The sequence below is a fragment of the Burkholderia sp. Tr-20390 genome, assembly GCF_017104595.1.
Lineage (GTDB): Bacteria > Pseudomonadota > Gammaproteobacteria > Burkholderiales > Burkholderiaceae > Burkholderia.
In genome coordinates this window covers 1-20,486 of sequence record NZ_JAAGPC010000158.1, presented here as the reverse complement: position 1 = coordinate 20,486, position 20,486 = coordinate 1, and the positions used below count along the sequence as shown (strand labels likewise).

Below are 20,486 nucleotides of genomic sequence, written 5' to 3'. Positions count from 1 at the left end.
GTCGGTTGGTTTATACTTCGCACACATTCACCCGGACGAGAGCCTCGCCATGTACACGCAATCCCTCGACATCCCCGGCAACGTCGCGCCACTCGATGCCGCAGCCGAGTCGCCCGAGCAGGCGCGGACGATGCGGCGCTGGGCGGCGCGCCGTCACCGAACGAACTGGCGAGCGCGTAGCGCGGCCGCGATTCACCGAACGAACAAAGGCGTCCCGGCCGTGCCACGCACGGGCGCGGCCGCCCCATCCACGGAGACAACCATGACATCCGCTTCCCCGGCACTGGCCGACGATCGCGAGACCGACGCGTCGCTCGAGCAACGGGCCGTGCGCAAGGCCGCGTGGCGCTTCATTCCGCTGCTCGCGCTCGCGTACTTCTTCAACTACCTGGACCGCACGAGCGTCGGCTTCGCGGCGCTCACGATGAACCGCGATCTCGGCCTGACCGCGACGCAGTTCGGCTGGGGCGCGGGGATCATGTTCGCCGGCTACTGCTTGTTCGAGGTGCCGAGCAATCTCGCGCTGTACCGTTTCGGCGCGCGGCGCTGGCTTGCCCGCATCATGATCACGTGGGGGCTGATGGCGGCCGCGACCGCGCTCGCGACCGGGCCGACGAGTTTCTACGCGATCCGGCTGCTGCTCGGCATCGGCGAAGCCGGATTCTTTCCGGGCGTGATCTTCTTCCTTGCCGTGTGGTTTCCGGCGAGCTACCGCACACGCGTGCTGGCGTGGTTCACCGTGTCGACGCCGCTGTCGTCGCTGATCGGCGGTCCGTTGTCGACGTGGCTGCTGCAACTCGACGGCGTGTTTGGGCTCGCCGGCTGGAAATGGATGTTCATCGTCGAAGGGCTGCCGGCGTGCGCGCTCGGTTTTCTCGTGCTGAAGCTGCTGTCCGACTCGCCGGCGCATGCCGCGTGGCTGTCCGACAATGAACGGGCAGCGCTGCAGCGTGCATTCGAGCGCGACGGCGCGGCCGCCGGCCGCAAGAAGCGCTTCGGCATCGCGCTGCGCGACGTGCGCGTGTACCTGCTCGCGCTGATTTCGTTCGGCTTCACGATGGGGTCCTACGGGATCGGCATCTGGCTGCCGCAGATGCTGAAGGCGCACGGCATGTCGATGATGCAGACGGGCTGGCTGTCCGCGGTGCCGTACTTCTTCGCGACCATCGCGCTGCTGTGGTGGGCGAAGCGCGTGGACCGGCGCGGCGGCCCGGTCGCGAACCTGGCGATCGGGCTGTTCATCGGCGCGGTGGCGCTCGGCGTGTCGACGCACTTCCTGACGCTCGGGCCGGCACTCGTCGGCATCACGCTCGCGCTGATCGGCACGATCGCCGGCCGCACGATCTTCTACACGCTGCCGTCGCGCTTCCTGTCCGGCCAGGCCGCGGCCGGCGGGCTCGCGCTGATCAACTCGATCGGCGCGCTCGGCGGCTTCGCGGGGCCTTATCTCGTCGGCTACCTGAAGGACAGCTTCGGCACCTTTACCGCCGGCATGCTCGGCCTCGCGATCGTGCTGGCGATCACGACGCTGCTCACGCTGTCGCTGGTTGCATTCGACCGGAGCGAATGACATGGACACCACGATGTCGATCAAGCGACGCCGGCTGCTCGGCGCGGCCGCCGCCTCGCTCGCGCTGCCCGCGTTCACCAAGGCGCGCGCGGCCACCCAGGAAGGAGTTTCACGCATGACGACGCAAAGCAACTATCTCGCGGTCCGCCCCGACTGGCTCGCGTCGGCGCTCGAACCCGCGCTCGAGCCCGACCTGCCGATCGTCGACGCGCATCATCACTTCTACGAACGGCCGGGCTGGATCTATATGCTCGACGACTATCTGCAGGATGCGCGCTCGGGCCACAACATCCAGGCGTCCGTCTACATGCAGGCGCAGACGCGCTATCGCGACTCGGGCCCGGCCGAACTGAAACCGGTGGGCGAGACGGCCTACGTCGCGGGCGTGACCGAGCCGCTGCAGCACGGCCCGGTGGCGGTCGCGAAAGGCATCGTCGGCCACGCGGACCTGCGTCTCGGCGAACGCGTGCGCGAGGTGCTCGAAGCGCATCTCGAAGCCGGTCGCGGGCGCTTCCGCGGGGTGCGTCACCTGACGACCTGGGACGCCGATCCGACGCTCGCCAATCCGCTGTCGGCGGTGCCGCGCGGGCTGCTGCTCGATCCCGCGTACCGGGCGGGCGTCGCGCAGCTGGCGCCGCTCGGGCTTTCGTATGACGCGTGGCTGTTCTTTCCGCAACTGCCCGAACTGTTCGAGCTGGCGAAGGCGAACCCCGATACGCGCGTCATCGTCAATCACTGCGGCGGTGTCGTGCGGATCGCCAGTTATGCCGACAAGCGGCCGGAGGTGTTCGAGCGCTGGTCGGCGTCGATGCGTACGCTCGCGCAACTGCCGAACGTGTACGTGAAGGTCGGCGGGCTCGGGATGCGCATCAACGGTTTCGATTTCGAGAAGGGTGAACGGCCGCCGTCTTCGGTGCAGCTCGCGGACACGTGGAAGCCGTGGATGATGACCTGCATCGACGCGTTCGGCCCCGGGCGCTGCATGTTCGAGAGCAATTTCCCGGTCGACAAGGGCTCCTATTCGTTCGTGAACGGCTGGAATGCGTTCAAGCGGCTGACCGCACAGGCGAGCCCGGACGAGCGCGACGCGCTGTTCCGCGGCACGGTCACACGCGCTTACCGGCTCGGCTGACTCCCGCCGCGACGGGCCCGGCGCGGGCTCATCCGGCCTCCACCAGCGCCGCGAGCCGCGCCAGCGCCATTTGCCAGCCGGTCTCGTTGTCGGCGGCCGGCACGCCCGGCGGCACCCCGTCGTGCACGGCGTCCACGCGCGTGCCGCCCGCTTCGTCGGACAGCGTGATCGTGATCGTCATGGCGCCGCGCAGCATCGGGTCGTCGGTCTCGAACACGTCGATCTCGACGATCTGCTCGTCCGGCACGAGCGTGACGAAGCGGCCGTGATAGGTATCGGTGTGCGCGGTGGTCTTGCCGGTGCCGGCCGAAGGCGCTTCATGGCTCAGCGATACCCGCAGCGCACCGCCTTCGCGCGCGTCGTACGCATGCACGCGGCAGGTCATGCCGTCGGGCACTTTCCATTGCTCGACCGCGTGCGGATCGAGGAGCGCGCGGTAGACGCGGCCGCGCGGGGCGTTCAGGTGCCGGCTGACCCGGGTCGAATGCGTGTGCGTGTGCAACATGTGGCCTCCCGCGGAGTGCGCACGACGGTGCACGCCGGCGGCCGGCGTGTCGTCATGCTTCCTTCAGGAATCCTAGGCGCGCGAGCGGCGGCATGCAATGACCGCACACGCGGCCGCGGCCGGTTCAGCGCAATGCGGCCGCGAATTCGTCGAGCTGCGTGATGCAGGTGTTCCAGCCCTCGAAGAAGCCGAGCGCTTCGTGGCGTTCGCGCGTGGCGGCGTCCGGATGCATCACGCGCGCTTCGTAACGGCTGCCCGCATCGTCGTCGGCCATCGTGATGATCGCGGTGAAGCCCATCCACGGCGCCTGCGGCCGCCAGCCGCCCGTGAGCATCGACGTGAACGCGATGCGCGATTCGGGCACGATCTCGAGGAAGCAGCCGGGATTGTCGCTGGTGCCGCCATCGGGGCCGCGCATGTACGTGTGGAAGGCGCCGCCCGGCCGCAGGTCGAACGCGCGCACTTCGGTGGTCCACGGTTTCGGGCACCACCATTGCTTCAGCAGTTCGGGGTCGGTCCATGCACGCCACAGCGCGTGGCGCGGCGCACGCAGCGTGCGCGTGATGACGAGATCGTGGGTTTCAACGGGGTCGACGGGGCTGGCTGACATCGTGCTCCTCCTGGTGACGGCGTTCGACGAATTCGACGAGACGATCGGATCGGGCTTCCCACAGTGCGCGCTGCTCGGCGAGCCATGCCTCGGCTTCGGTCAGCCGGCTGCCGACCAGCGTGCAGGTGCGCGAGCGGCCGGCCTTGCGGGTCTGGACGAGACCGCTGCGCTCGAGCACGGCGACGTGCTTCATGAACGACGGCAGCGCCATGTCGAACGGTTCGGCCAGCGCGGAGACGGTCCGCTCGCCGTGGCCGAGCATGCTGACGATCGCGCAGCGCGTCGGATCGGCGAGGGCGTGGAAAACGTCGCTGATGCCGGGTTGAAAGTTAGCCATGTGGCTAAGTATAGGGGAGGCGAACGGCGATGCAACGGAAATTTTCGTCGCGTAGGATGATGGGGCGGTAACACGCGCCGACCGGGTGCGGCGTTGCCGAGCGCCTGCCGCCGTTGCGCGAGCCGCGACGGCCTGCCGGTGTTTCCTTCCCATCCGGACGCACGCCGAACCCGCGTGTGCGACCCAACTGACTACCGGAGTTGGCATGACCGAATCCGTTACCGTCCGCCGCGTCGGCGCGGACGAAGCGAAGCGCTGTGTCGAAGCACTGGCCGACGTGCTGATCGATTGCGTCGAGGGCGGCGCGTCCGTCAGCTTCATGTTGCCGATCGAGCGGGCGACCGCCGTCGCGTTCTGGACGAATGTCGCCGACGGCGTCGCGAACGGCGAGCGCATCCTGCTCGTTGCCGAGGACGCGGCCGGCCGGATCGTCGGCACCGTTCAGGTCGTGACCGCGCAGCCGGAGAACCAGCCGCATCGCGCCGATATCTCGAAGATGCTCGTGTCGCGGCACGCGCGCCGGCAGGGCATCGCCGCGCGGCTGATGGCGGCGGCCGATGCAGCCGCGCGCGACGCGGGCAAGACCGTGCTCGTGCTCGACACCGTGACGGGCGGCGACGCCGAGCGGCTGTACGAGCGGGCCGGCTGGCAGCGTGTCGGTGTCGTGCCGAACTACGCGCTGATGCCCGACGGCACGCTCTGCGCGACGACGTATTTCCACAAGCAGCTCGCGTAACGGCATTCGTCATGCATCCCGTCGCCCCGTTGCTCCTGTTCCTCACGCTCGCGGCGGGTGTCGTGGCGCTGACCGCGCCGGTGTTGCTCGCGGTCGCATGGCGGCGCCGCGCGCAGGTGCCGTTGCGGGTGTTTTTCTACGGGATGCTGACCTTTCTCGTGTTCCAGCCGGTGCTGCGCCTGTCGTGGCAGGTGCCGTTGTTCCACCGGCTCGGGAACGATCCCGGCTGGCACCTGCCGATGCTCGTGTTCGCGGCGCTGACGGCCGGACTCTTCGAGGAATGCGGGCGCTGGGTCGCTTTCCGGTATCTGCTGCCGAAGCGACATGACGCGCCGACGGCCGTGATGCTCGGGCTCGGGCACGGCGGGCTGGAAGCGATGCTGCTCGTCGGCGTCGGATTCATCGCGCTCGCTGCCGCGTACCTGCTCGCGCGAGCAGGCGTCGTGGTGCCTGAAGGTGCGCAGTCGCTGATCGGGTCGCAGTTCTCCGGCATGACACTCGCGTCGCCGTTACTCGCGCTGTTCGAGCGCGTGAGCGCCATGGCCGCGCACGTGGGGCTGTCGCTGATCGTGCTGCAGGCATTCGTCCGCGGCACGAAGCGCTGGCTCGCGTATGCGATCGCGTTTCATTTCCTGTTCGACCTCGCCGCCGTGCTGCTGACGCGGTACTGGCATGTCGATACCGTGCTGGTCGAGGTGCTCCTGTTCGTGTGCGGTGTGGCGCTTCTGTGGCTGGGTGTTCGCTGGAGCCGCCGGATGACGGGTGCCGGCGAGGCCAGCACGGGGCCCTTTGCCTGATTGGCAAGGCGCCGTCGGGGAATCAAGCAGGGCCGCGGACATCGCCGGTCCGATATATTCACGCAGGAAGACTTCAGCAGAACGAGAACGCCCCGGAACCACCGCCCCGATGAAACGCTCCCATGTCGCTTTTGCCCTCACGGGCCTGCTCGTCGCGCTGCCGATTGCCGCGTATGCGCTCGTCAAGCCGTTGCGCGTCGTCGCGCCTGCGCTGGTCCCCGGTGTGTCGTGCCCGAGCGCCGATATCTGCACGGACGATGCCGCGAAGCTCGGCGACGCGCGGCAGCTCTATCGCGACGGCTATGCGCGCGCGGCGGCGGCCGTCGGTGCATTCCAGGCGGCGCCGCGCGTCGTGTTCTGCTCGACGCGGGCGTGCGCCGATGCGTTCGGCTTGGGCCAACGCGCGGCGCTGACGCTCGGGAATTTCGGCGTGGTGATCGCACCGCGCGGCTGGCAGACCTACTTTCTCGCGCACGAGCTGATCCATCATCGGCAGGCCGAAGTGCTCGGCAATCTGGCCGTCGCGACCCGGCCGCGCTGGCTGATCGAAGGGATGGCGTATTCGCTCAGCGACGATCCGCGCCACCCGCTGGCGGAGCCGTTCGAAGCGTGGCGCACGCATTTTGCCGCCTGGAATGCGGCGCGCGGTGCGCAGCCGCTGTGGGATGCCGCCCGGGAAGTCGAATAGCGCGGCGAGACGTTGAACCATCACCGCGCACGCCGACACGCGGCACCGGCCGACGCACCATGACGTCTTGGCGCGGCTACACCCGCGCGCCCGGATCGTCGCGCCCGGTGGTGAGCGTCTCCCGCGCGGCGGCAAGGATCTCGTCGGCCAGCGCCGGATCGGTGCCGGCGATCGCGCGCGACAGCACGAGCGCGCCGACCATCTGGCTGAAGACCGCGATCGCATCGCGACGCGTCTGCGCGGGCGTCGCGCCTTCCGTGGCCACCATCCGCTCCAGCCGATCGAGGTACGTGGCGAGGCCGTGCGCGTAGCACGCGCGCGCCGCGTCGGTCAGCCGCGGCGCATCGCCCGCGAAACCGGACAGCGGGCATCCGGCCTCGACATTGTCGCGATGCGCGGCCGACAGATACAACGCCACCTGCGCGTCGAGACTGCCGGCGTTCGGCGAATCCGCCCGGTCCTGCATCGCCTTTTCCATCACCTCGGCAACCAGCGCGTCCTTCGACTTGAAGTGGTTGTAGAAGCCGCCCTGCGTGAAGCCGGCTTCCTTCATCAGCTCCGTGAGCCCCACCGCGTCGACGCCGCGCGCGCGGAACAGCCGCTCGGCGGCCGCGACGATCGCGCTCCGGTTCTCGGCAGCCTGCTGTCTTGACACGCCCATAGATCCCTCCCTGATTTTGTCGATCGCGTCGATTGGAAAACACAATTGTGATCACCATTGACATGCCCGAGGGGCGAGAACACAATGCACCGCAAAGACGATGGTGATCGACATTGACATCGAGTGTAGCCGACTTGGCGGCGGGCGCAAAGCCGCGGCCGGAACACCGGATGGCAATCGGTCGGGGTCTTGGGCGCGGCCGGGTCACGGGCAGCGGGCGGCTCGCCGTCTGCCGGCGGCGGCGCCACGGTTCGGTAAGCAAGGGCAGGCTGGTTTTCCACCGGATCTCACGCGCGCGGCGAGCCGGCGCGCATGAGATTCATCATGCGAAAGGAACGAACATGAAGATCGAAGGTGCAGTGGTGTTCATCACCGGCGCGAACCGCGGGCTCGGGCTCGAGTTCGCGAAGCAGGCTCTGGCGAGAGGGGCGCGCAAGGTCTATGCGGCGGCGCGCGATCCGGCCACCGTGACGCTGCCGGGCGTCGTGCCGGTGAAGCTCGACGTGACCGATCCGGCGGCCGTCGCGGCCGCGGCCGACGCGGCACGCGACGTCACGCTGCTGATCAACAACGCGGGCATCGCGCGGCTCGGCAGCCTGACGGACGAAGGCGCGGCGGACGCATTGCGCGATCACTTCGAAACCAACGTGTTCGGGATGCTGGCGATGTCGCGCGCGTTCGCGGGCAGCCTCGCCGGGAATGGCGGCGGCGCGATCCTGAACATCCTGTCCGTCGCGAGCTGGGTGAACCGGCCGATCCTGGCGGGCTACGGCGTGTCGAAATCGGCTGCGTGGGGGCTGACCAACGGGCTGCGCCATTCGCTGCGCGAGCAGCACACGCAGGTCGTCGGGCTGCATGCCGGCTTCATCGATACCGACCTGACGGCCGGCCTCGACGTGCCGAAGGCCACGCCGGCCGACGTCGTGCGCCAGGCGTACGAAGCGATCGAAGCGGGAGAGGAGGAAGTGTCGACCGACGAGTTCACGCGGCAGGTGAAGGCCACGCTGTCGTCGGGCGTTTATCTGGAAGAACCGGCGCCGCGTTGAAGCCGCCGGTATCCCGAGCCCGCTGCCCCGGCTGCGCGTGCAGCGGGGGCGGCGGGCCGTAACGTCAGACGGTGGTGTCGATGATGCCCGGGATCTTCACGTCCGGGTTCACGTCCGCGTCGTAGTCGACGCCGGCGATCTCGAAGCCGAACAGCCGCAGGAACTCGGTCTTGTAGCCGGTGAAGTCGGTCAGCTCGTACAGGTTCTCGTTCGTCACGTGGTTCCACTGCGCGACGACCTTCGCCTGCACCTGCGGATCGAGCTCCTTGTAGTCCGCGCGCAGGCGGCCTTCCTCGTCGACGTGCGGCGTCGCGCCGTACAGGCTGTCCTTGAACAGGCCGTACACCTGCTCGATGCAGCCTTCGTGCGTGCCGGCTTCCTTCATCGTCTTGAACAGCAGCGACAGGTACAGCGGCATCATCGGGATCGCCGAGCTGGCCTGCGTGACGACCGCCTTCAGCACCGACACGCGCGCGTCGCCGCCGTGCGCGGCGAGCTTGTCGCGGATCGACAGCACTTTCTTGTCGAGATCCTTCTTCGCTTCGCCGATCGAGCCGTTCCAGTAGATGTCGTGCGTGATCTGCTCGCCGAGATACGTGAACGCGGTGGTCTTCGCGCCGTCGGCCAGCACGCCGGCTTCATCGAGCGCGTCGATCCACATTTGCCAGTCCTCGCCGCCCATCACGGCGACGGTGCCGTCGATCTCTTCCTGCGTCGCCGGTTCCAGCGTGACGTCGCGGATCACTTCCTTGTCGGTGTCGAGGCCGCGGAACGTGACCGTCTTGCCGATCGGCTTGAGCGTCGAGCTGATGGTTTCGCCCGTCTTCGGATGCGTGCGGCGCGGTGCCGCGAGGCTGTAGACGACGAGGTCGACCTTGCCGAGATCCTGCTTGATGGTGTCGATCGTGACCTGCTTGACCTTGTCGGAGAATGCATCGCCGTTGATGCTGCGCGCATAGCGCCCCTTTTCGGCGGCGAATTTCTCGAACGCGGCGGTGTTGTACCAGCCGGCCGTGCCCGGCTTCGTCTCGCTGCCGGCACGCTCGAAGAACACGCCGAGCGTGTCCGCGTCCGAGCCGAAGGCGGCCGAGATCCGGGCGGCGAGGCCGTAGCCGGTCGACGCGCCGATCACGAGCACCTTTTTCGGGCCGTTGGCGATCGGGCCGTGCGAAGTCACGTAGTCGATCTGTTCCTTGACGTTGGCTTCGCAGCCGACCGGATGAGTCGTCACGCAGATGAAGCCACGCACGCGCGGTTTGATGATCATGGAAACCTCTACTCTAGTCAGAAAGGCTGGGACGGCCTGAATTCGGAAAATCCCGCGCATTGTAAAGGAAGCCGCCGATCGCGGGCGGGCGCCGCCGGAACCGGTCGGGTCGTCCAGTTATTTCTCTCTTGACAGAAATAACTGAAATGCCTAAATTTCACGTCATGGAACTCACACCGATTGCCGAACGATTCATTCTCCACTGGGGCGAAATGGGCTCGCGGTGGGGCGTCAACCGCACCGTCTCGCAGATCCACGCGCTGCTGTATCTGGCCGGCCGGCCGATCGCGGCCGACGAGATCGCCGAGACGCTCAACGTGGCGCGCTCCAACGTCAGCACGAGCCTGAAGGAGCTTCAGGCGTGGCGGCTGGCGAAGGTCGTGCACGTGCTGGGCGACCGCCGTGACCACTTCGAGACGTCGACCGACATCTGGGAGCTGTTCAAGCTGATCGTCGAAGGGCGGCGGCAGCGCGAGATCGAGCCGACGCTCACGGTGCTGCGCGACTGCCTGACGAATCCCGAGATCGCGAACGAGAGCCGCGAGACCGAGCAGCGCATCCGCGACACGCTGCAGTTCGTCGAGACGCTTACGACCTGGTCTGACGAGATGCTGCGGCTCAAGCCCGATACGCTGATGAAGGCGCTCGGCATCGGCGCGAAGATCAGCCAGACGGTCAGGCGCAAGCCGTCGAAGTAAGCAGGACACGCCGAGCGGGCAGCCAGCCCGCTTTTTTCGGGGTTGTTATTTCTGTCTGTACAGAAATAACTGTAAATAGAGGATGAAAATGACCACCGTCTTGCCGTCGACCTGCCCGCCTGGCCGCACCGCGGCGCGCAGCATGACCGTGCTCGTGTGCGGGGCGAGCGGCTTCATCGGGCGGGCACTGTGCGCGCGGCTCGAAGCCGGCGGCCATCGCGTGCTGCGCGGCGTGCGTCAGGCGGCCGGCCCGTGCGACGTTGCGATCGATTTCGCGAAGGACGTCGACCCGGACGCGTGGCTCGCGCGGCTGGAAGGCGTCGACGTGGTGATCAATGCGGTCGGCCTCCTCGCCGATCGGCGCGGCGCGACGCTCGACGCCGTGCATCGCGCCGCGCCGTGCGCACTCTTCACCGCGTGCTGCCGCGCCGGCGTGCGGCGCGTGATCCAGATCTCGGCGCTCGGCGTCGAGCGTGGCGATACGCGCTACTTCGCGAGCAAGGTCGCGGCCGACCGCTTCCTGCAGACGCTGCCGATCGACTTCCGGATCGTGCGTCCCGCGCTCGTCTACGGCACGGACGGCGCGTCGGCGCGGTTTTTCCGGATGCTCGCGAGCCTGCCGGTGCAGGTGCTGCCGGCGGGCGGCCATCAGCGGCTGCGCCCCGTGCACGTCGACGATCTCGCCGAAGTCGTCGCGCGGTGCGTCGATGCGCCGGCGGCCGGCCACCCGGTGATCGACGTGGTCGGCACCGACGAAGTCGAATACCGCGAGATGCTGGCCCGCTACCGCGCCGCGCTGGGGTTTGCGCCGGCCGTTCGCATCGGATTGCCGGGCCCGCTGGCCGGTGTGGCGGCCGTGCTCCTCGGCACGCTGCCGGGCGCGATCTTCACGCGCGATACGTGGACGATGCTGCGTGGCGGGAACACCGGCGATCCGGCTGCCGCCACGGCGATGCTCGGCCGGCCGCCGCGCGGGATCGACGGTTTCATCGGCGCGGACGCCGCGGCGCTGCGTCGCGACGCGCTCGCGATGTGGCGTCGCCCGCTGCTGCTGGGCGCGCTGGCGATCGTGTGGATCTGGACGGCCATCGCCAGCGCCTTCATCCATCCGCTGCACGCGAGCCTCGCGCTGCTTGCACCCGCGCACCTGACGGGGCTGCCCGCGCGGATCGCGCTCTATGCGGCCAGCGCGCTGGACTTTGCGTTCGGCGTCGCAACCGTCGTCGCGCCGTCGCGCCGCCTGTGGGCCGCGCAAGCCGCGCTGATCGTCGCGTATTCGGCGGTCATCGCGGTCACGATGCCGGCCCTGCTCGCCGAACCGTTCGGCCCCGTGCTCAAGAACGTGCCGATTCTCGCGATCCTGTTGATCCTTTTTTCAGAAGAAGAACAAGCATGAATACCTATCTCGTCATCAAGGCGCTTCACATCCTGTCTTCGGTGCTGCTGGTCGGCACCGGGTTCGGCACCGCGTTCTACCTGTTCTTCGCGAACCGCACGCGCTCGGTGCCCGCCATTGCGGCCGTGTCGCGGCTCGTGGTGCGCGCGGACTGGTGGTTCACGACGCCGGCCGTGATCTTCCAGCCGGCATCGGGGCTGTGGCTCGCGCACACGGCCGGCTGGCCGTGGGATACGCCGTGGCTCGTCGCGTCGATCGTGCTGTATGCGATCGCCGGCGCGTGCTGGCTGCCGGTCGTGTGGCTGCAGGTCGAACTGGCCGCGATGGCGAAGCTCGCGCATGCGAATGGCGATGCCGCGCTGCCGGATCGGTACTGGCTTTACGCGAAGCGCTGGGAACTGCTCGGCTATCCGGCGTTCTTCGCGATGCTGACCGTCTACTTCCTGATGGTGCTCAAGCCGATGTAAGTGCGTTGCCGCCGCTGCGCAGAAGCGGCGTCGTGGCACAGCGGAGAGCCGTCGATCGATTCATGAAGCATGCGACGGGTAATAAGAAGGAATGCGAATCATGGAATCAAGTGAACTGGTGCTGTACTTCGACGGACGATGTCCGTTGTGCGTGGCGGAGATCAGGCGTCTCAGGGCTCGCGACGCGCGACACCGGCTGGCCTTCGTCGATATCGCCGCGCCGGGTTTCGATCCCGCGCCGCTGGGCGTCGACCTGCCCGCGCTGAATCGCGAGCTGCACGCGCGCCTGCCCGACGGACGCATGCTGACCGGCGTGGACAGCATCCTGGCCGCCCAGGCGCTGACCGGCCGCCGCTGGGTCGTCCGGCTGCTTCGCGTGCCGGCCGTGCGCGGTGCGTTGGCGCCGCTGTATCGCCGCTTCGCGCGCAACCGGCATGCGGTATCGCGCTGGCTCGGCTATCGCGCCGAAGCGCCGTGTGATGCGGCGGCGTGCCGTGACGGTAGCGAACGTGCCGCTGAACATCCGACGGACCGTCCGGCGCGAGACAACGTTCGCCGCATCGTCGTGACCTGGATGTACTGCGCCGCGATCGCACATCTGCTCGTCGGCATTGCCGTTCCGTGGGTTGCCGGCGCACCGTGGCTCGACGCGTATCACCGCGTCATCGAACTGCACTTCTGGACGGGAACGGCGCCGGACCCGGCGCGTGCGCAGCAGATCTGGTGGATGTCGCTGATGGGCGCGACGGTGCAATGTGCGTCGGTCTGGATGCTGGCGCTCGTGCACCTCGGCAACAGGTTGCAGAAACGGGAAGTGTGGGGATGGCTGCTGGCCGGCCTGCTGATCTGGGCGCCGCAGGACATGCTGTTTTCATTGCAGGCCCAGGTATCGGGCCACGTGGCGATCGACGCGGCGGCACTCGTCGCGATGGTGCCGCCGCTTGTCTGGCTTTGGAGGAGGGACGCGGTATGAACACCTTGCCTGCTTACGACTGGGCGCTCAACCTGCTGATCGTGCAGGGTGCGATGGGCGCATTCGATACGCTTTATCACCACGAACTCACGCAGGATCTCCCGCACAGCCCGCGCGCGCGGCTCGAGCTGGGAATTCATGCGGTGCGTTCCGTGCTTTACGGCCTCGTGTTCGCATCGATCGCGCACGTCGCCTTTCACGGCGCGTGGGTCGCGGCCCTCGCGGCGGTGGTGGTCGTCGAGATAGTGCTGACGCTGTGGGATTTCGTCGTCGAGGACCAGAGCCGCAAGCTGCCGGCGACCGAGCGCGTGCTGCACACGCTGCTGGCCGTCAACGGCGGCGCGCTGTTCGGAATGATCGCGATGCAGCTGGCCACGTGGGCGCACGAGCCGACCGCGCTGCAGGTGCTCGACCTCGGCTGGCGCGGCTGGGTGCTGAGCCTCTTTGCCGTCGGTGTGACGATTTCGGGAATCCGCGACGGAATCGCGGCCTGCCGGATTGCGCGACGCGCGCCGGTCGTCAATCCGTTCGCGGGGCAGCCGCCGGGGAACGTGCTCGTCACCGGCGGCACCGGCTTCATCGGCGAAACCCTCGTGAACCATCTGCTCGATGCGGGGCATGCGGTCACGTTGCTGGCGCGCGATCCGCTGCGCGCGGCCTACCAGTTTCACGGCCGCGTGCGCAGCGTCACGTCCGTCGAGCAGTTGCAGCCGCACGAGCGTTTCGACACGGTCATCAATCTCGCGGGGGCGCCGGTGCTCGGTGCACGCTGGAGCAAGCGCCGGCGGGCGGTGCTGCTGGCCAGCCGCGTCGGCGTCACGGAATCGCTGATGCGCTGGGTCGAGACCGCCGAGGTCGAGCCGCGCACGTGGATCCAGGCATCGGCGATCGGTTACTACGGCGTGCGCGCTGCCGACCAGCGGCTCGACGAAGGCAGCAGCGCCGGCAGTGGCTTCATGTCGGAGCTGTGCCGGCAATGGGAGCAGTCTGCACAACCGCTCGAGCGTCATGGCGTTCGTTCGGTGGTGCTGCGGCTGGGCGTCGTGTTCGGTCCCGGCGGTGCGCTGCGCCCGATGCTGCTCCCGCATTACTTCGGGATGGGCGGACGATTCGGCGACGGCACGCAGGTGATGAGCTGGATCCACCGGGACGACGTGCTGCGGATCATCGCGCGTGCGATGGCGAACCCGGGCATGCACGGCGTCTACAACGCGGTCGCGCCCGCGCCGTTGACCCAGCGCGAGTTCGTGCAGGTCGTGTCGAAGGTGCTGCATCGTCCGGCCTGGCTGCACGTGCCGGCCGCGCCGCTGCGCGTCGCGATGGGCGAGATGGCCGAGCTGCTGCTGGACGGCCAGCGCGTGATGCCGGCGCGGCTGCATCAGGACGGATTCATGTTCCGGTTCCCGACGGCCGAGCATGCGCTGCGTGACCTGACGAATCGTCCGCATGCGGATTTTCCGCGTGCGGCCTGTCGCTTGCCCCGCGGTCGCGTATAAACTCGGCGTGAACGCGTTCGGGACGTGTCCTGTATCCCTGGCGCTCCGCATCCGACCTCACAAGGAGACTGCATGCTGCACATCCTCGGCAAGATCCCGTCCATCAACGTTCGCAAGGTGCTGTGGCTGTGCACCGAGCTGAACCTGCCGTTCGAACAGGAAGACTGGGGCGCGGGCTTCCGCACGACCCACGATCCGGCCTATCTCGCGCTGAATCCGAACGGTCTCGTGCCCGTCATCAAGGACGACGATTTCGTGCTCTGGGAATCGAACACGATCATCCGCTACCTCGCGAACCGCTACGGCGGCGACGCGTTGTATCCGGCCGAGCCGCAGGCGCGCGCGCGGGTCGATCAATGGATCGACTGGCAGGGCGCGGACCTGAACCGCTCGTGGGTCGGCGCGTTCCTCGGCCTCGTGCGCAAATCGCCCGATCACCAGGACCCGGCCGGCATCGCGCAGTCGATCGCGGGCTGGACGAAGCACATGCAGGTGCTGAACGCGCAGCTCGAAGCGACCGGTGCGTACGTGGCCGGCAACGGCTTCACGCTCGCGGACATTCCGATCGGCCTGTCGGTGAACCGCTGGTTCGGCACGCCATTCGAGCATCCGGATTTCCCGGCGGTGTCGCGCTATATCGAACGTCTCGCGACGCGCGAAGGCTTCCAGAAATACGCGGGCAGCGCGAACCCGTGATACCGCGCAGGTAATGCGCGGTGCGGCGGTGTGGCCATCGCATCGCCGCCGCGTCCGCGTCATGACCGATATGCACGGGCCCTCGGGCCCGTTGTCACGCGCCGGGCGCCGGCACCGCGTCGAGCACGCGCGCGAGAAACGCCTCGTGATTCCACGCGGATTCCGGCCGCGACAGCCCGAGCCGCACGATCACCAGCTGCCGGCTCGGCACCACGCTCACGAACTGGCCTTCATGGCCGACCGCATGAAACGCGTCGGCCGGCATCGCGACCGCATGCGGATCGCGATCGTTGAACGGCTCCGGCACCTTGACCCACAGCTGCGCGCCGTACTCCTGTCGCGCCGACTGCGGCGTCGTGCGCGTCAGGTAGCGCACCCAGCCTTCCGGCAGCAGCCGCTGCCCGTCCCACACGCCATCCTGCAGCAGCAATTGCCCGAAGCGCGCCCAGTCGCGTGCGCTCGCATACATGTACGACGCACTGACGAGCGTGCCGGACGCATCGGGTTCGAACACCGCGCTGCGCATCCCGAGCGGCGCGAACAGCGCGCGGTGCGGTAACGCGAGGTAGTCGCCGTCGCTGCCTCCCAGTGCCTCGCGCATCACGCGCGCGAGGATCGCGCTCGTGCCGCTCGAGTAGGACCACCGCGCGCCGGGTGTCGCGGCGAGCGGCTTCGCCGACGCGAACCGCGCGGTATCGGGTTGCGCGTACAGCATCAATGCGACGTCGGACAGCGGGTCGTCGTAGTCCTCGTTGAATTGCAGGCCGCTCGTCATGCGCAGCAGCTCGTCGAGCGTGATGGCCGCGCGCGGATCGCCGCCGCCGCGCCATTCGGGCAGTAGCGCCGACGCATTAGGCGACAGCTTGTGCTGCGCGACGAGCGTGCCGACCAGTGCGGCCGTGACGGTCTTCGTCATCGACCAGCCGGGCAGCGGCGTGTCGGCCGTGAAGCCGGGCGCATAGCGTTCGGCGATCACCTGGCCGCGCCACATCACGACGACCGCGCGCGTGCGCCGCGGCCGCGCAGGATCGGGCTCGTCGAACGCGCGGTCGAGCGCGGTCCGCAGCTTCTGCGCGTCGATGCCGGCCGGCAGCGTGGCTGGAGCGGGCTGTGTGGACGGCGGATCGGGGAGAGGCGGCAGCGCGGCCGGCAACGCGCCGGGCGACGTCCCGAGCGCGAGCGTGCAGCCGAGCCCGGGCCGGAAGTCGGCGTCGCGTTCGGCGAAGCCGGCGAAGGTCGCCGTCGCGCGATGATGGTCGGGGTCGATCGACGGGTGTACCAGTTTCAGCAGCGGATGCACGCCGGCCATGATGTCGACGTCGATCACGGACGCGGCCGGGCGGCCCGACACGTACACGCCGGAACACAGCGCCTTCGCCGCATAGCCGGTCGCGATCGGCGCGAGCCGGGACAACATATGGCCCGTGTAGCCGACCGCGGCGACGACGGCGAGCGCGACGCCGCGCAGGATCAGCTTCTTGAAGGGGATCGTCATGCGCGAGCGTCCTCGATTGTCGGGAGGCAGAACCTGAACCGGCAGTGTCGCAGGTTCGGGCCGGCGGTGGCAATCGCGGGTGGGTGCGACGCCGGGCGGCGCCGACCGCGCGCAAGGTGCCCGGCGTGTGTGACTCGCATGTGTCGATCGTCTGGAGCGAACGGGCCGCATGCGGCCCGTCCAGGCGGCGCGTTACTGCGCGTTGTTGTTGTCGGAGCGCAGAGTCCAGACCGTCGCGGTATTCGTGCTGTCGTCGACGGCTGCGAATTCCAGCTGGCCTTTGCTGCCGTGCCCGAACGCCAGGCCGAACGCTGCCCCTGCAACGGTGTCGACCTGCATCTGCGCGACGAAGCGGCCGTCCACCGTGAATTCGACGATCTCGCTCGGCTGCTGCGGGTCGGCGTTGACCGCGTCGCCGTTCGCGGTCACGAGATGGCCGTTCGGTGCGAGCGCCAGCGCGAGCGGGCCGTGCAGGTGTGCCGCGTCGAAGTAGATCATCCGTCCGACGCCGCCGTTGCGATTCGTCGACGCCGCGTTCTGGATCGCGAACACGGCGTTGTCGCCGGTGGAGGCGACGTACAGCACGTCGATGTTCGGGTCGTAAGCGAGGCCGGTCGGACCGACGACGAGTGCGCTGGGATCGGTTCGATTCACGTAGCCCGACGCGATGACGCGCGAGCCCGGCAGCATCGTGACGCCGTTGTCGCCGATCGCGAGTTCGATGCGCGAGACCGTCCCGTTCAGCACGTTCGACACGAACGCGGTCACGCGCTGGCCGCGATCGATCACGGTCATGTCCCACGGCCCGTCGAGCAGCGCCGCACTGCTGAGTTGCGTGACGAGATTGCCTTGCGGACCGATGACGAGCAGCGACCCCGGCGGCACGACGGTCTTGCCGTCCGGCGCCGGGACGTTGCCGACCAGCACGAAGCCGCTGCGCAGCACCGCGAGCGCGGTCGTCAGGCCGAGATTGCTGCCCTGGAAGAAGGCCGCTGGCGTCTTGCCGGGCGACAGCTTCACGATCGTCGTGCCGGTGCCTTGCGTGTTCGACGCCGCGTTGAAGTTGGACACGACGACATCGCCGGGTTTCAGCGTGCTCCAGCTCGGCACGCCGCGCGGCACGAACGCGATGCCGTACGGATTGACGTCGCCGTTGGCGGGCACGGTCGACGCGGTAAACGATGGAATCGGCAAGATGATGTCGCTGCCGCCGGCCCAGGCGAACGCAGACGACAACGCGACCAGCCCGGCGCCGCATGCCGCGCGGCATAGCGAGTGCGCAAGCGTGCGCCCGACGCGTGCGACGACCGGCGGATCAACCGCAAGGACGGGCGTGGCGGGGGAACGACAGGAGGGGAGAGGGTCCATGGCATGACTCCGGTTGATGATCGCGAGCAGTCATCCCGGCTGCCGGCCTGCGCAGCCGACGGGTGTCCGGCGCAGGTTCGCGATCGTTCTGTTGCCGCGTGAACCCACGCTCGAAACAAACGGATGGCGACGGCCGGATATTCCATTCCGTTACCGATGTTGCAGGCGAGCCGGCGGCCATTGTTCGTCGCAAGGGCGATGCGGCCTGACAAGTTGAAATCCGACCCGCCGTCGGCCGATAATCGTCCGGCATCGCTTTCCCCCTCTCCCAGTCCAACCGTAATCGGAAAACGCCATGTCCTACGACAACAACAACCCGTTCGCCAAGATCCTGCGCGGCGAACTGCCGTGCGTGAAAGTCGCGGAAGACGACGCGACCCTCGCGATCATGGATCTGATGCCGCAGGCCGACGGCCACGTGCTCGTGATCCCGAAGGAGCCGGCCGTGCAGATCTTCGAGTTGTCCGGCGATGCAGCCGCGGCCGGCATCCGCATGACGCAGCGCGTCGCGGCGGCGGTGCGCGCGGCGCTCGAGCCGGACGGCGTGTTCATCGGCCAGTTCAACGGCGCGGCCGCCGGCCAGACGGTGCCGCATGTGCACTTCCACGTGATTCCGCGCTGGGAAGGCGCCGAGTTGCGGATGCATGCGCGCGAGATCGCCGACGCGGCGACGCTCGAAGCGCTTGCCCAGCGCATTCGCGCGCGTTTCGTGTAACGCGTCGATTGCACGCGGCGACTGCACGGCATGGCGTACCGGCCCGCCGCCGTGCCAACGCCTGTTTCAGCGGTCATGCGAGGTAACACGTGTAACCGCCGGCGAAACTCGTCTCGGCCCACCCGGCGCTAGACTCCGCGCATTGCTTCACCGAGCGACAGGAAGGGCGGATCGCCTCTTCGTGCCGGCCGCCGCTTTTCACGGCGACAAGGCTTTCGCGAGGTGCCATTCGTCTTTCGCGCCGGGAATCGAGCCATGACCAGACTTCTCATCACGCTTGCCCTGATCGGCGGCCTGTCCGGCTGCTATGTCGCGCCGCCGTACGGCTACGCGCCCGCGCCGGCCTACTACGGCTATGCGCCGGCGTATTACGCGCCGCCCGTCAGCGTCGGGATCGGCGGCAACTTCCGCATCCGCTGATCGGGCACCGGGCGTAGCTGCTGGCCGCATCGGTCAGCGCCACCGCGTGGCGCCGGCGACGCGCGCGGATTCGCGTATCGCATGACGGTGGTGCGCAGCGCGGCGTGCTCGCGCTTCCTATACTTCACAGGAAAGCGCATTCCGCGTTCCGGTGAGGCAGCCATGGCAGTCACCCGCAAGGTCGCAGTCGCGTCGGCCATCTCCACGCTCGTCTACCTCGGGCTCGCGGTACTCGGCAGCGGCGGGTTCGCGGCCTTCTTCTCGCATCCACCGCTGACCGTCGTCGTCGTCGCGACGCTCGCGATGGCCGTCGCCGCGCTGTTCACCGAAGGCAACCTGAGCAGTGGCGAGCGCGAGAATCGCGACAACCGCTGGGTGCTCGCGGCGTTCGGGGTGAGTGGGTTTCTGCTCGCATACCTGCCCGCGCTGACCGACCGGCTCGACTTCTGGACTTTCGGCGGCGAGGCGGTGCGCTGGATCGGCGTCGTGTTGTACATCGTGGGCGGTGTGCTGCGCATCTGGCCCGTATTCGTGCTCGGCAAGCGCTTCAGCGGGCTTGTCGCGATCCAGCCGGGCCATACGCTCGTGACTGATGGCATCTACCGCCGCATCCGCAATCCGAGCTATCTCGGCCTGGTCGTCAATTCCGTCGGGTGGGCGCTGGCATTCCGCTCGGGTGTGGGCTTGCTGCTGGTCGTGCTGACGATGGTGCCGCTCGTCGCGCGCATCCGCTCCGAGGAGGCGCTGCTGCGTACGCAATTCGGCACCGAATACGACGCGTATTGCGCGCGGACCTGGCGTCTGCTGCCGGGCGTGTACTGACCCTCTTCATTTCTTTCCCACCGCCGTTTCGGGCGCTGCCCACGATCCGTTCCCGATGTGTTGCCACGTGTGTCGCAAACGTGCGACGCCGTGCATGGGCGGCCTGTCGTTCCACAGGGCCGGACCCTCGGCGAAGCCAATGCTGGCGTGGGTTTGCGGGCATTCCGGTGCGGCTGTTCGAACGCGCTGATTCGTAAACAACTTGTTACCAGAATGTCCACGGCAAGGATGGGGGACCGGTGCTATTCTTCGCCGCAAGCTCATTGAAATGAATTGGTCCGCGGTTCGGCACAATGCCTGACACGACGTCGATCGATTCAGATCGTCGTACCGAGCGGACCTTCAATAACCAGATTGCGAACAAGGAAGAATACGGGAATGTGGAAGAAAATCGCCCCCGCTCTCGTCGTCGCCGCTTTGACCGGCGCGACTGCACTGCCGGCCATGGCAGGTGACATGAACAACGCGCGCGGCGTCGGCTCGACGCCGGTGCCGGTGCGCACGAACAGCGCGTCGCGGAACATCAGCCGCAGCCGGCCGAGCGCGTAGCTGACGGACGGCTGCGTGACGCCGAGCCGCAGCGCCGCGCGG

At 68.1% G+C, this 20,486-nt stretch carries 22 protein-coding genes and 1 pseudogene; 15 read left to right on the top strand and 8 right to left on the bottom strand.

Features of this window, described 5'->3' with window-relative positions; genetic code table 11:
- Positions 1-262: 262 nt before the first annotated feature.
- Complete coding sequence (locus G3N98_RS30485; RefSeq protein WP_206150291.1) at positions 263-1,570, top strand: MFS transporter; 1,308 nt, start codon at positions 263-265, stop codon at positions 1,568-1,570.
- Position 1,571: 1 nt separating this feature from the next.
- Positions 1,572-2,702 (top strand): amidohydrolase family protein, encoded by a 1,131-nt coding sequence (locus G3N98_RS30480; RefSeq protein ID WP_089428900.1) that lies wholly within the window; start codon positions 1,572-1,574, stop codon positions 2,700-2,702.
- Positions 2,703-2,730: 28 nt separating this feature from the next.
- Here G3N98_RS30480 and G3N98_RS30475 read toward each other — a convergent pair whose 3' ends face one another.
- The 3 genes from G3N98_RS30475 to G3N98_RS30465 form a co-directional block, all read right to left on the bottom strand.
- Positions 2,731-3,207 carry an SRPBCC family protein gene (locus G3N98_RS30475; RefSeq protein ID WP_206150290.1) on the bottom strand — a complete coding sequence of 159 codons (477 nt, stop codon included), beginning with the start codon at positions 3,205-3,207 and terminating at the stop codon, positions 2,731-2,733.
- Between the two features lie 124 nt (positions 3,208-3,331).
- Positions 3,332-3,817 (bottom strand): SRPBCC family protein, encoded by a 486-nt coding sequence (locus tag G3N98_RS30470; protein ID WP_089475816.1) that lies wholly within the window; start codon positions 3,815-3,817, stop codon positions 3,332-3,334.
- Entirely contained in the window at positions 3,789-4,154 is a 366-nt protein-coding gene (locus G3N98_RS30465) for a metalloregulator ArsR/SmtB family transcription factor (RefSeq protein WP_089441473.1), read from the bottom strand. Before G3N98_RS30465 ends, G3N98_RS30470 begins: the two co-directional genes overlap by 29 nt.
- Positions 4,155-4,359: 205 nt before the next feature.
- Here G3N98_RS30465 and G3N98_RS30460 point away from each other — a divergent pair, with 205 nt between their 5' ends.
- From G3N98_RS30460 to G3N98_RS30450, 3 genes are all read left to right on the top strand, one after another.
- Positions 4,360-4,890: a GNAT family N-acetyltransferase gene (locus G3N98_RS30460; RefSeq protein ID WP_206150289.1), complete on the top strand. Its 531-nt coding sequence runs from the start codon at positions 4,360-4,362 to the stop codon at positions 4,888-4,890.
- A gap of 11 nt (positions 4,891-4,901) precedes the next feature.
- Entirely contained in the window at positions 4,902-5,687 is a 786-nt protein-coding gene (locus G3N98_RS30455; protein WP_206150288.1) for a YhfC family glutamic-type intramembrane protease, read from the top strand.
- Positions 5,688-5,796: 109 nt separating this feature from the next.
- Positions 5,797-6,375 carry a hypothetical protein gene (locus G3N98_RS30450; RefSeq protein WP_206150287.1) on the top strand — a complete coding sequence of 193 codons (579 nt, stop codon included), beginning with the start codon at positions 5,797-5,799 and terminating at the stop codon, positions 6,373-6,375.
- A gap of 76 nt (positions 6,376-6,451) precedes the next feature.
- On the opposite strand, the gene G3N98_RS30445 is transcribed toward G3N98_RS30450, so the two are convergent.
- A complete protein-coding gene (locus G3N98_RS30445) occupies positions 6,452-7,036 on the bottom strand; it encodes a TetR family transcriptional regulator (protein ID WP_206150286.1) in 585 nt (194 codons plus the stop codon).
- Positions 7,037-7,377: 341 nt separating this feature from the next.
- Here G3N98_RS30445 and G3N98_RS30440 point away from each other — a divergent pair, with 341 nt between their 5' ends.
- A complete protein-coding gene (locus G3N98_RS30440; protein ID WP_206150285.1) occupies positions 7,378-8,082 on the top strand; it encodes an SDR family oxidoreductase in 705 nt (234 codons plus the stop codon).
- Positions 8,083-8,146: 64 nt separating this feature from the next.
- Here G3N98_RS30440 and fabV read toward each other — a convergent pair whose 3' ends face one another.
- Positions 8,147-9,349 (bottom strand): enoyl-ACP reductase FabV, encoded by a 1,203-nt coding sequence (gene fabV, locus G3N98_RS30435; RefSeq protein WP_089459133.1) that lies wholly within the window; start codon positions 9,347-9,349, stop codon positions 8,147-8,149.
- 164 nt (positions 9,350-9,513) lie between these two features.
- Here fabV and G3N98_RS30430 point away from each other — a divergent pair, with 164 nt between their 5' ends.
- The 6 genes from G3N98_RS30430 to G3N98_RS30405 all read left to right on the top strand — a co-directional run bounded on the left by G3N98_RS30430 (position 9,514) and on the right by G3N98_RS30405 (position 15,075).
- Complete coding sequence (locus G3N98_RS30430) at positions 9,514-10,047, top strand: MarR family transcriptional regulator (protein WP_011353812.1); 534 nt, start codon at positions 9,514-9,516, stop codon at positions 10,045-10,047.
- Between the two features lie 88 nt (positions 10,048-10,135).
- Complete coding sequence (locus G3N98_RS30425; RefSeq protein WP_206150284.1) at positions 10,136-11,443, top strand: SDR family oxidoreductase; 1,308 nt, start codon at positions 10,136-10,138, stop codon at positions 11,441-11,443.
- Positions 11,440-11,910, top strand: coding sequence for a DUF2269 domain-containing protein (locus G3N98_RS30420; protein WP_206150283.1), 471 nt, complete (start codon positions 11,440-11,442; stop codon positions 11,908-11,910). The genes G3N98_RS30425 and G3N98_RS30420 overlap by 4 nt, the downstream gene beginning before the upstream one ends.
- Before the next feature lie 100 nt (positions 11,911-12,010).
- On the top strand, positions 12,011-12,883 hold the full coding sequence (locus tag G3N98_RS30415; protein WP_206150282.1) for a DUF393 domain-containing protein: 873 nt from the start codon (positions 12,011-12,013) through the stop codon (positions 12,881-12,883).
- Complete coding sequence (locus tag G3N98_RS30410) at positions 12,880-14,379, top strand: TIGR01777 family oxidoreductase (RefSeq protein WP_206150281.1); 1,500 nt, start codon at positions 12,880-12,882, stop codon at positions 14,377-14,379. The genes G3N98_RS30415 and G3N98_RS30410 overlap by 4 nt, the downstream gene beginning before the upstream one ends.
- 72 nt (positions 14,380-14,451) lie before the next feature.
- Positions 14,452-15,075 carry a glutathione S-transferase gene (locus G3N98_RS30405; RefSeq protein ID WP_089428914.1) on the top strand — a complete coding sequence of 208 codons (624 nt, stop codon included), beginning with the start codon at positions 14,452-14,454 and terminating at the stop codon, positions 15,073-15,075.
- 94 nt (positions 15,076-15,169) lie between these two features.
- Here G3N98_RS30405 and G3N98_RS30400 read toward each other — a convergent pair whose 3' ends face one another.
- Both G3N98_RS30400 and G3N98_RS30395 read right to left on the bottom strand, forming a co-directional pair.
- Positions 15,170-16,570, bottom strand: a complete 1,401-nt coding sequence (locus tag G3N98_RS30400; RefSeq protein WP_206150280.1) for a serine hydrolase — start codon at positions 16,568-16,570, stop codon at positions 15,170-15,172.
- Between the two features lie 192 nt (positions 16,571-16,762).
- Positions 16,763-17,938: a hypothetical protein gene (locus G3N98_RS30395; RefSeq protein ID WP_206150279.1), complete on the bottom strand. Its 1,176-nt coding sequence runs from the start codon at positions 17,936-17,938 to the stop codon at positions 16,763-16,765.
- 295 nt (positions 17,939-18,233) lie between these two features.
- On the opposite strand from G3N98_RS30395, the gene G3N98_RS30390 reads away from it, so the two are divergent.
- From G3N98_RS30390 to G3N98_RS30380, 3 genes are all read left to right on the top strand, one after another.
- Complete coding sequence (locus G3N98_RS30390) at positions 18,234-18,653, top strand: HIT domain-containing protein (RefSeq protein WP_089475803.1); 420 nt, start codon at positions 18,234-18,236, stop codon at positions 18,651-18,653.
- A 255-nt stretch (positions 18,654-18,908) separates the two neighbouring features.
- On the top strand, positions 18,909-19,073 hold the full coding sequence (locus tag G3N98_RS30385; RefSeq protein ID WP_011353821.1) for a hypothetical protein: 165 nt from the start codon (positions 18,909-18,911) through the stop codon (positions 19,071-19,073).
- Between the two features lie 162 nt (positions 19,074-19,235).
- Complete coding sequence (locus tag G3N98_RS30380) at positions 19,236-19,895, top strand: isoprenylcysteine carboxylmethyltransferase family protein (protein WP_089475802.1); 660 nt, start codon at positions 19,236-19,238, stop codon at positions 19,893-19,895.
- A 467-nt stretch (positions 19,896-20,362) separates the two neighbouring features.
- Here G3N98_RS30380 and G3N98_RS30375 read toward each other — a convergent pair.
- Positions 20,363-20,486 (bottom strand): annotated as a pseudogene (locus G3N98_RS30375) (LysR family transcriptional regulator); the annotation flags it as partial.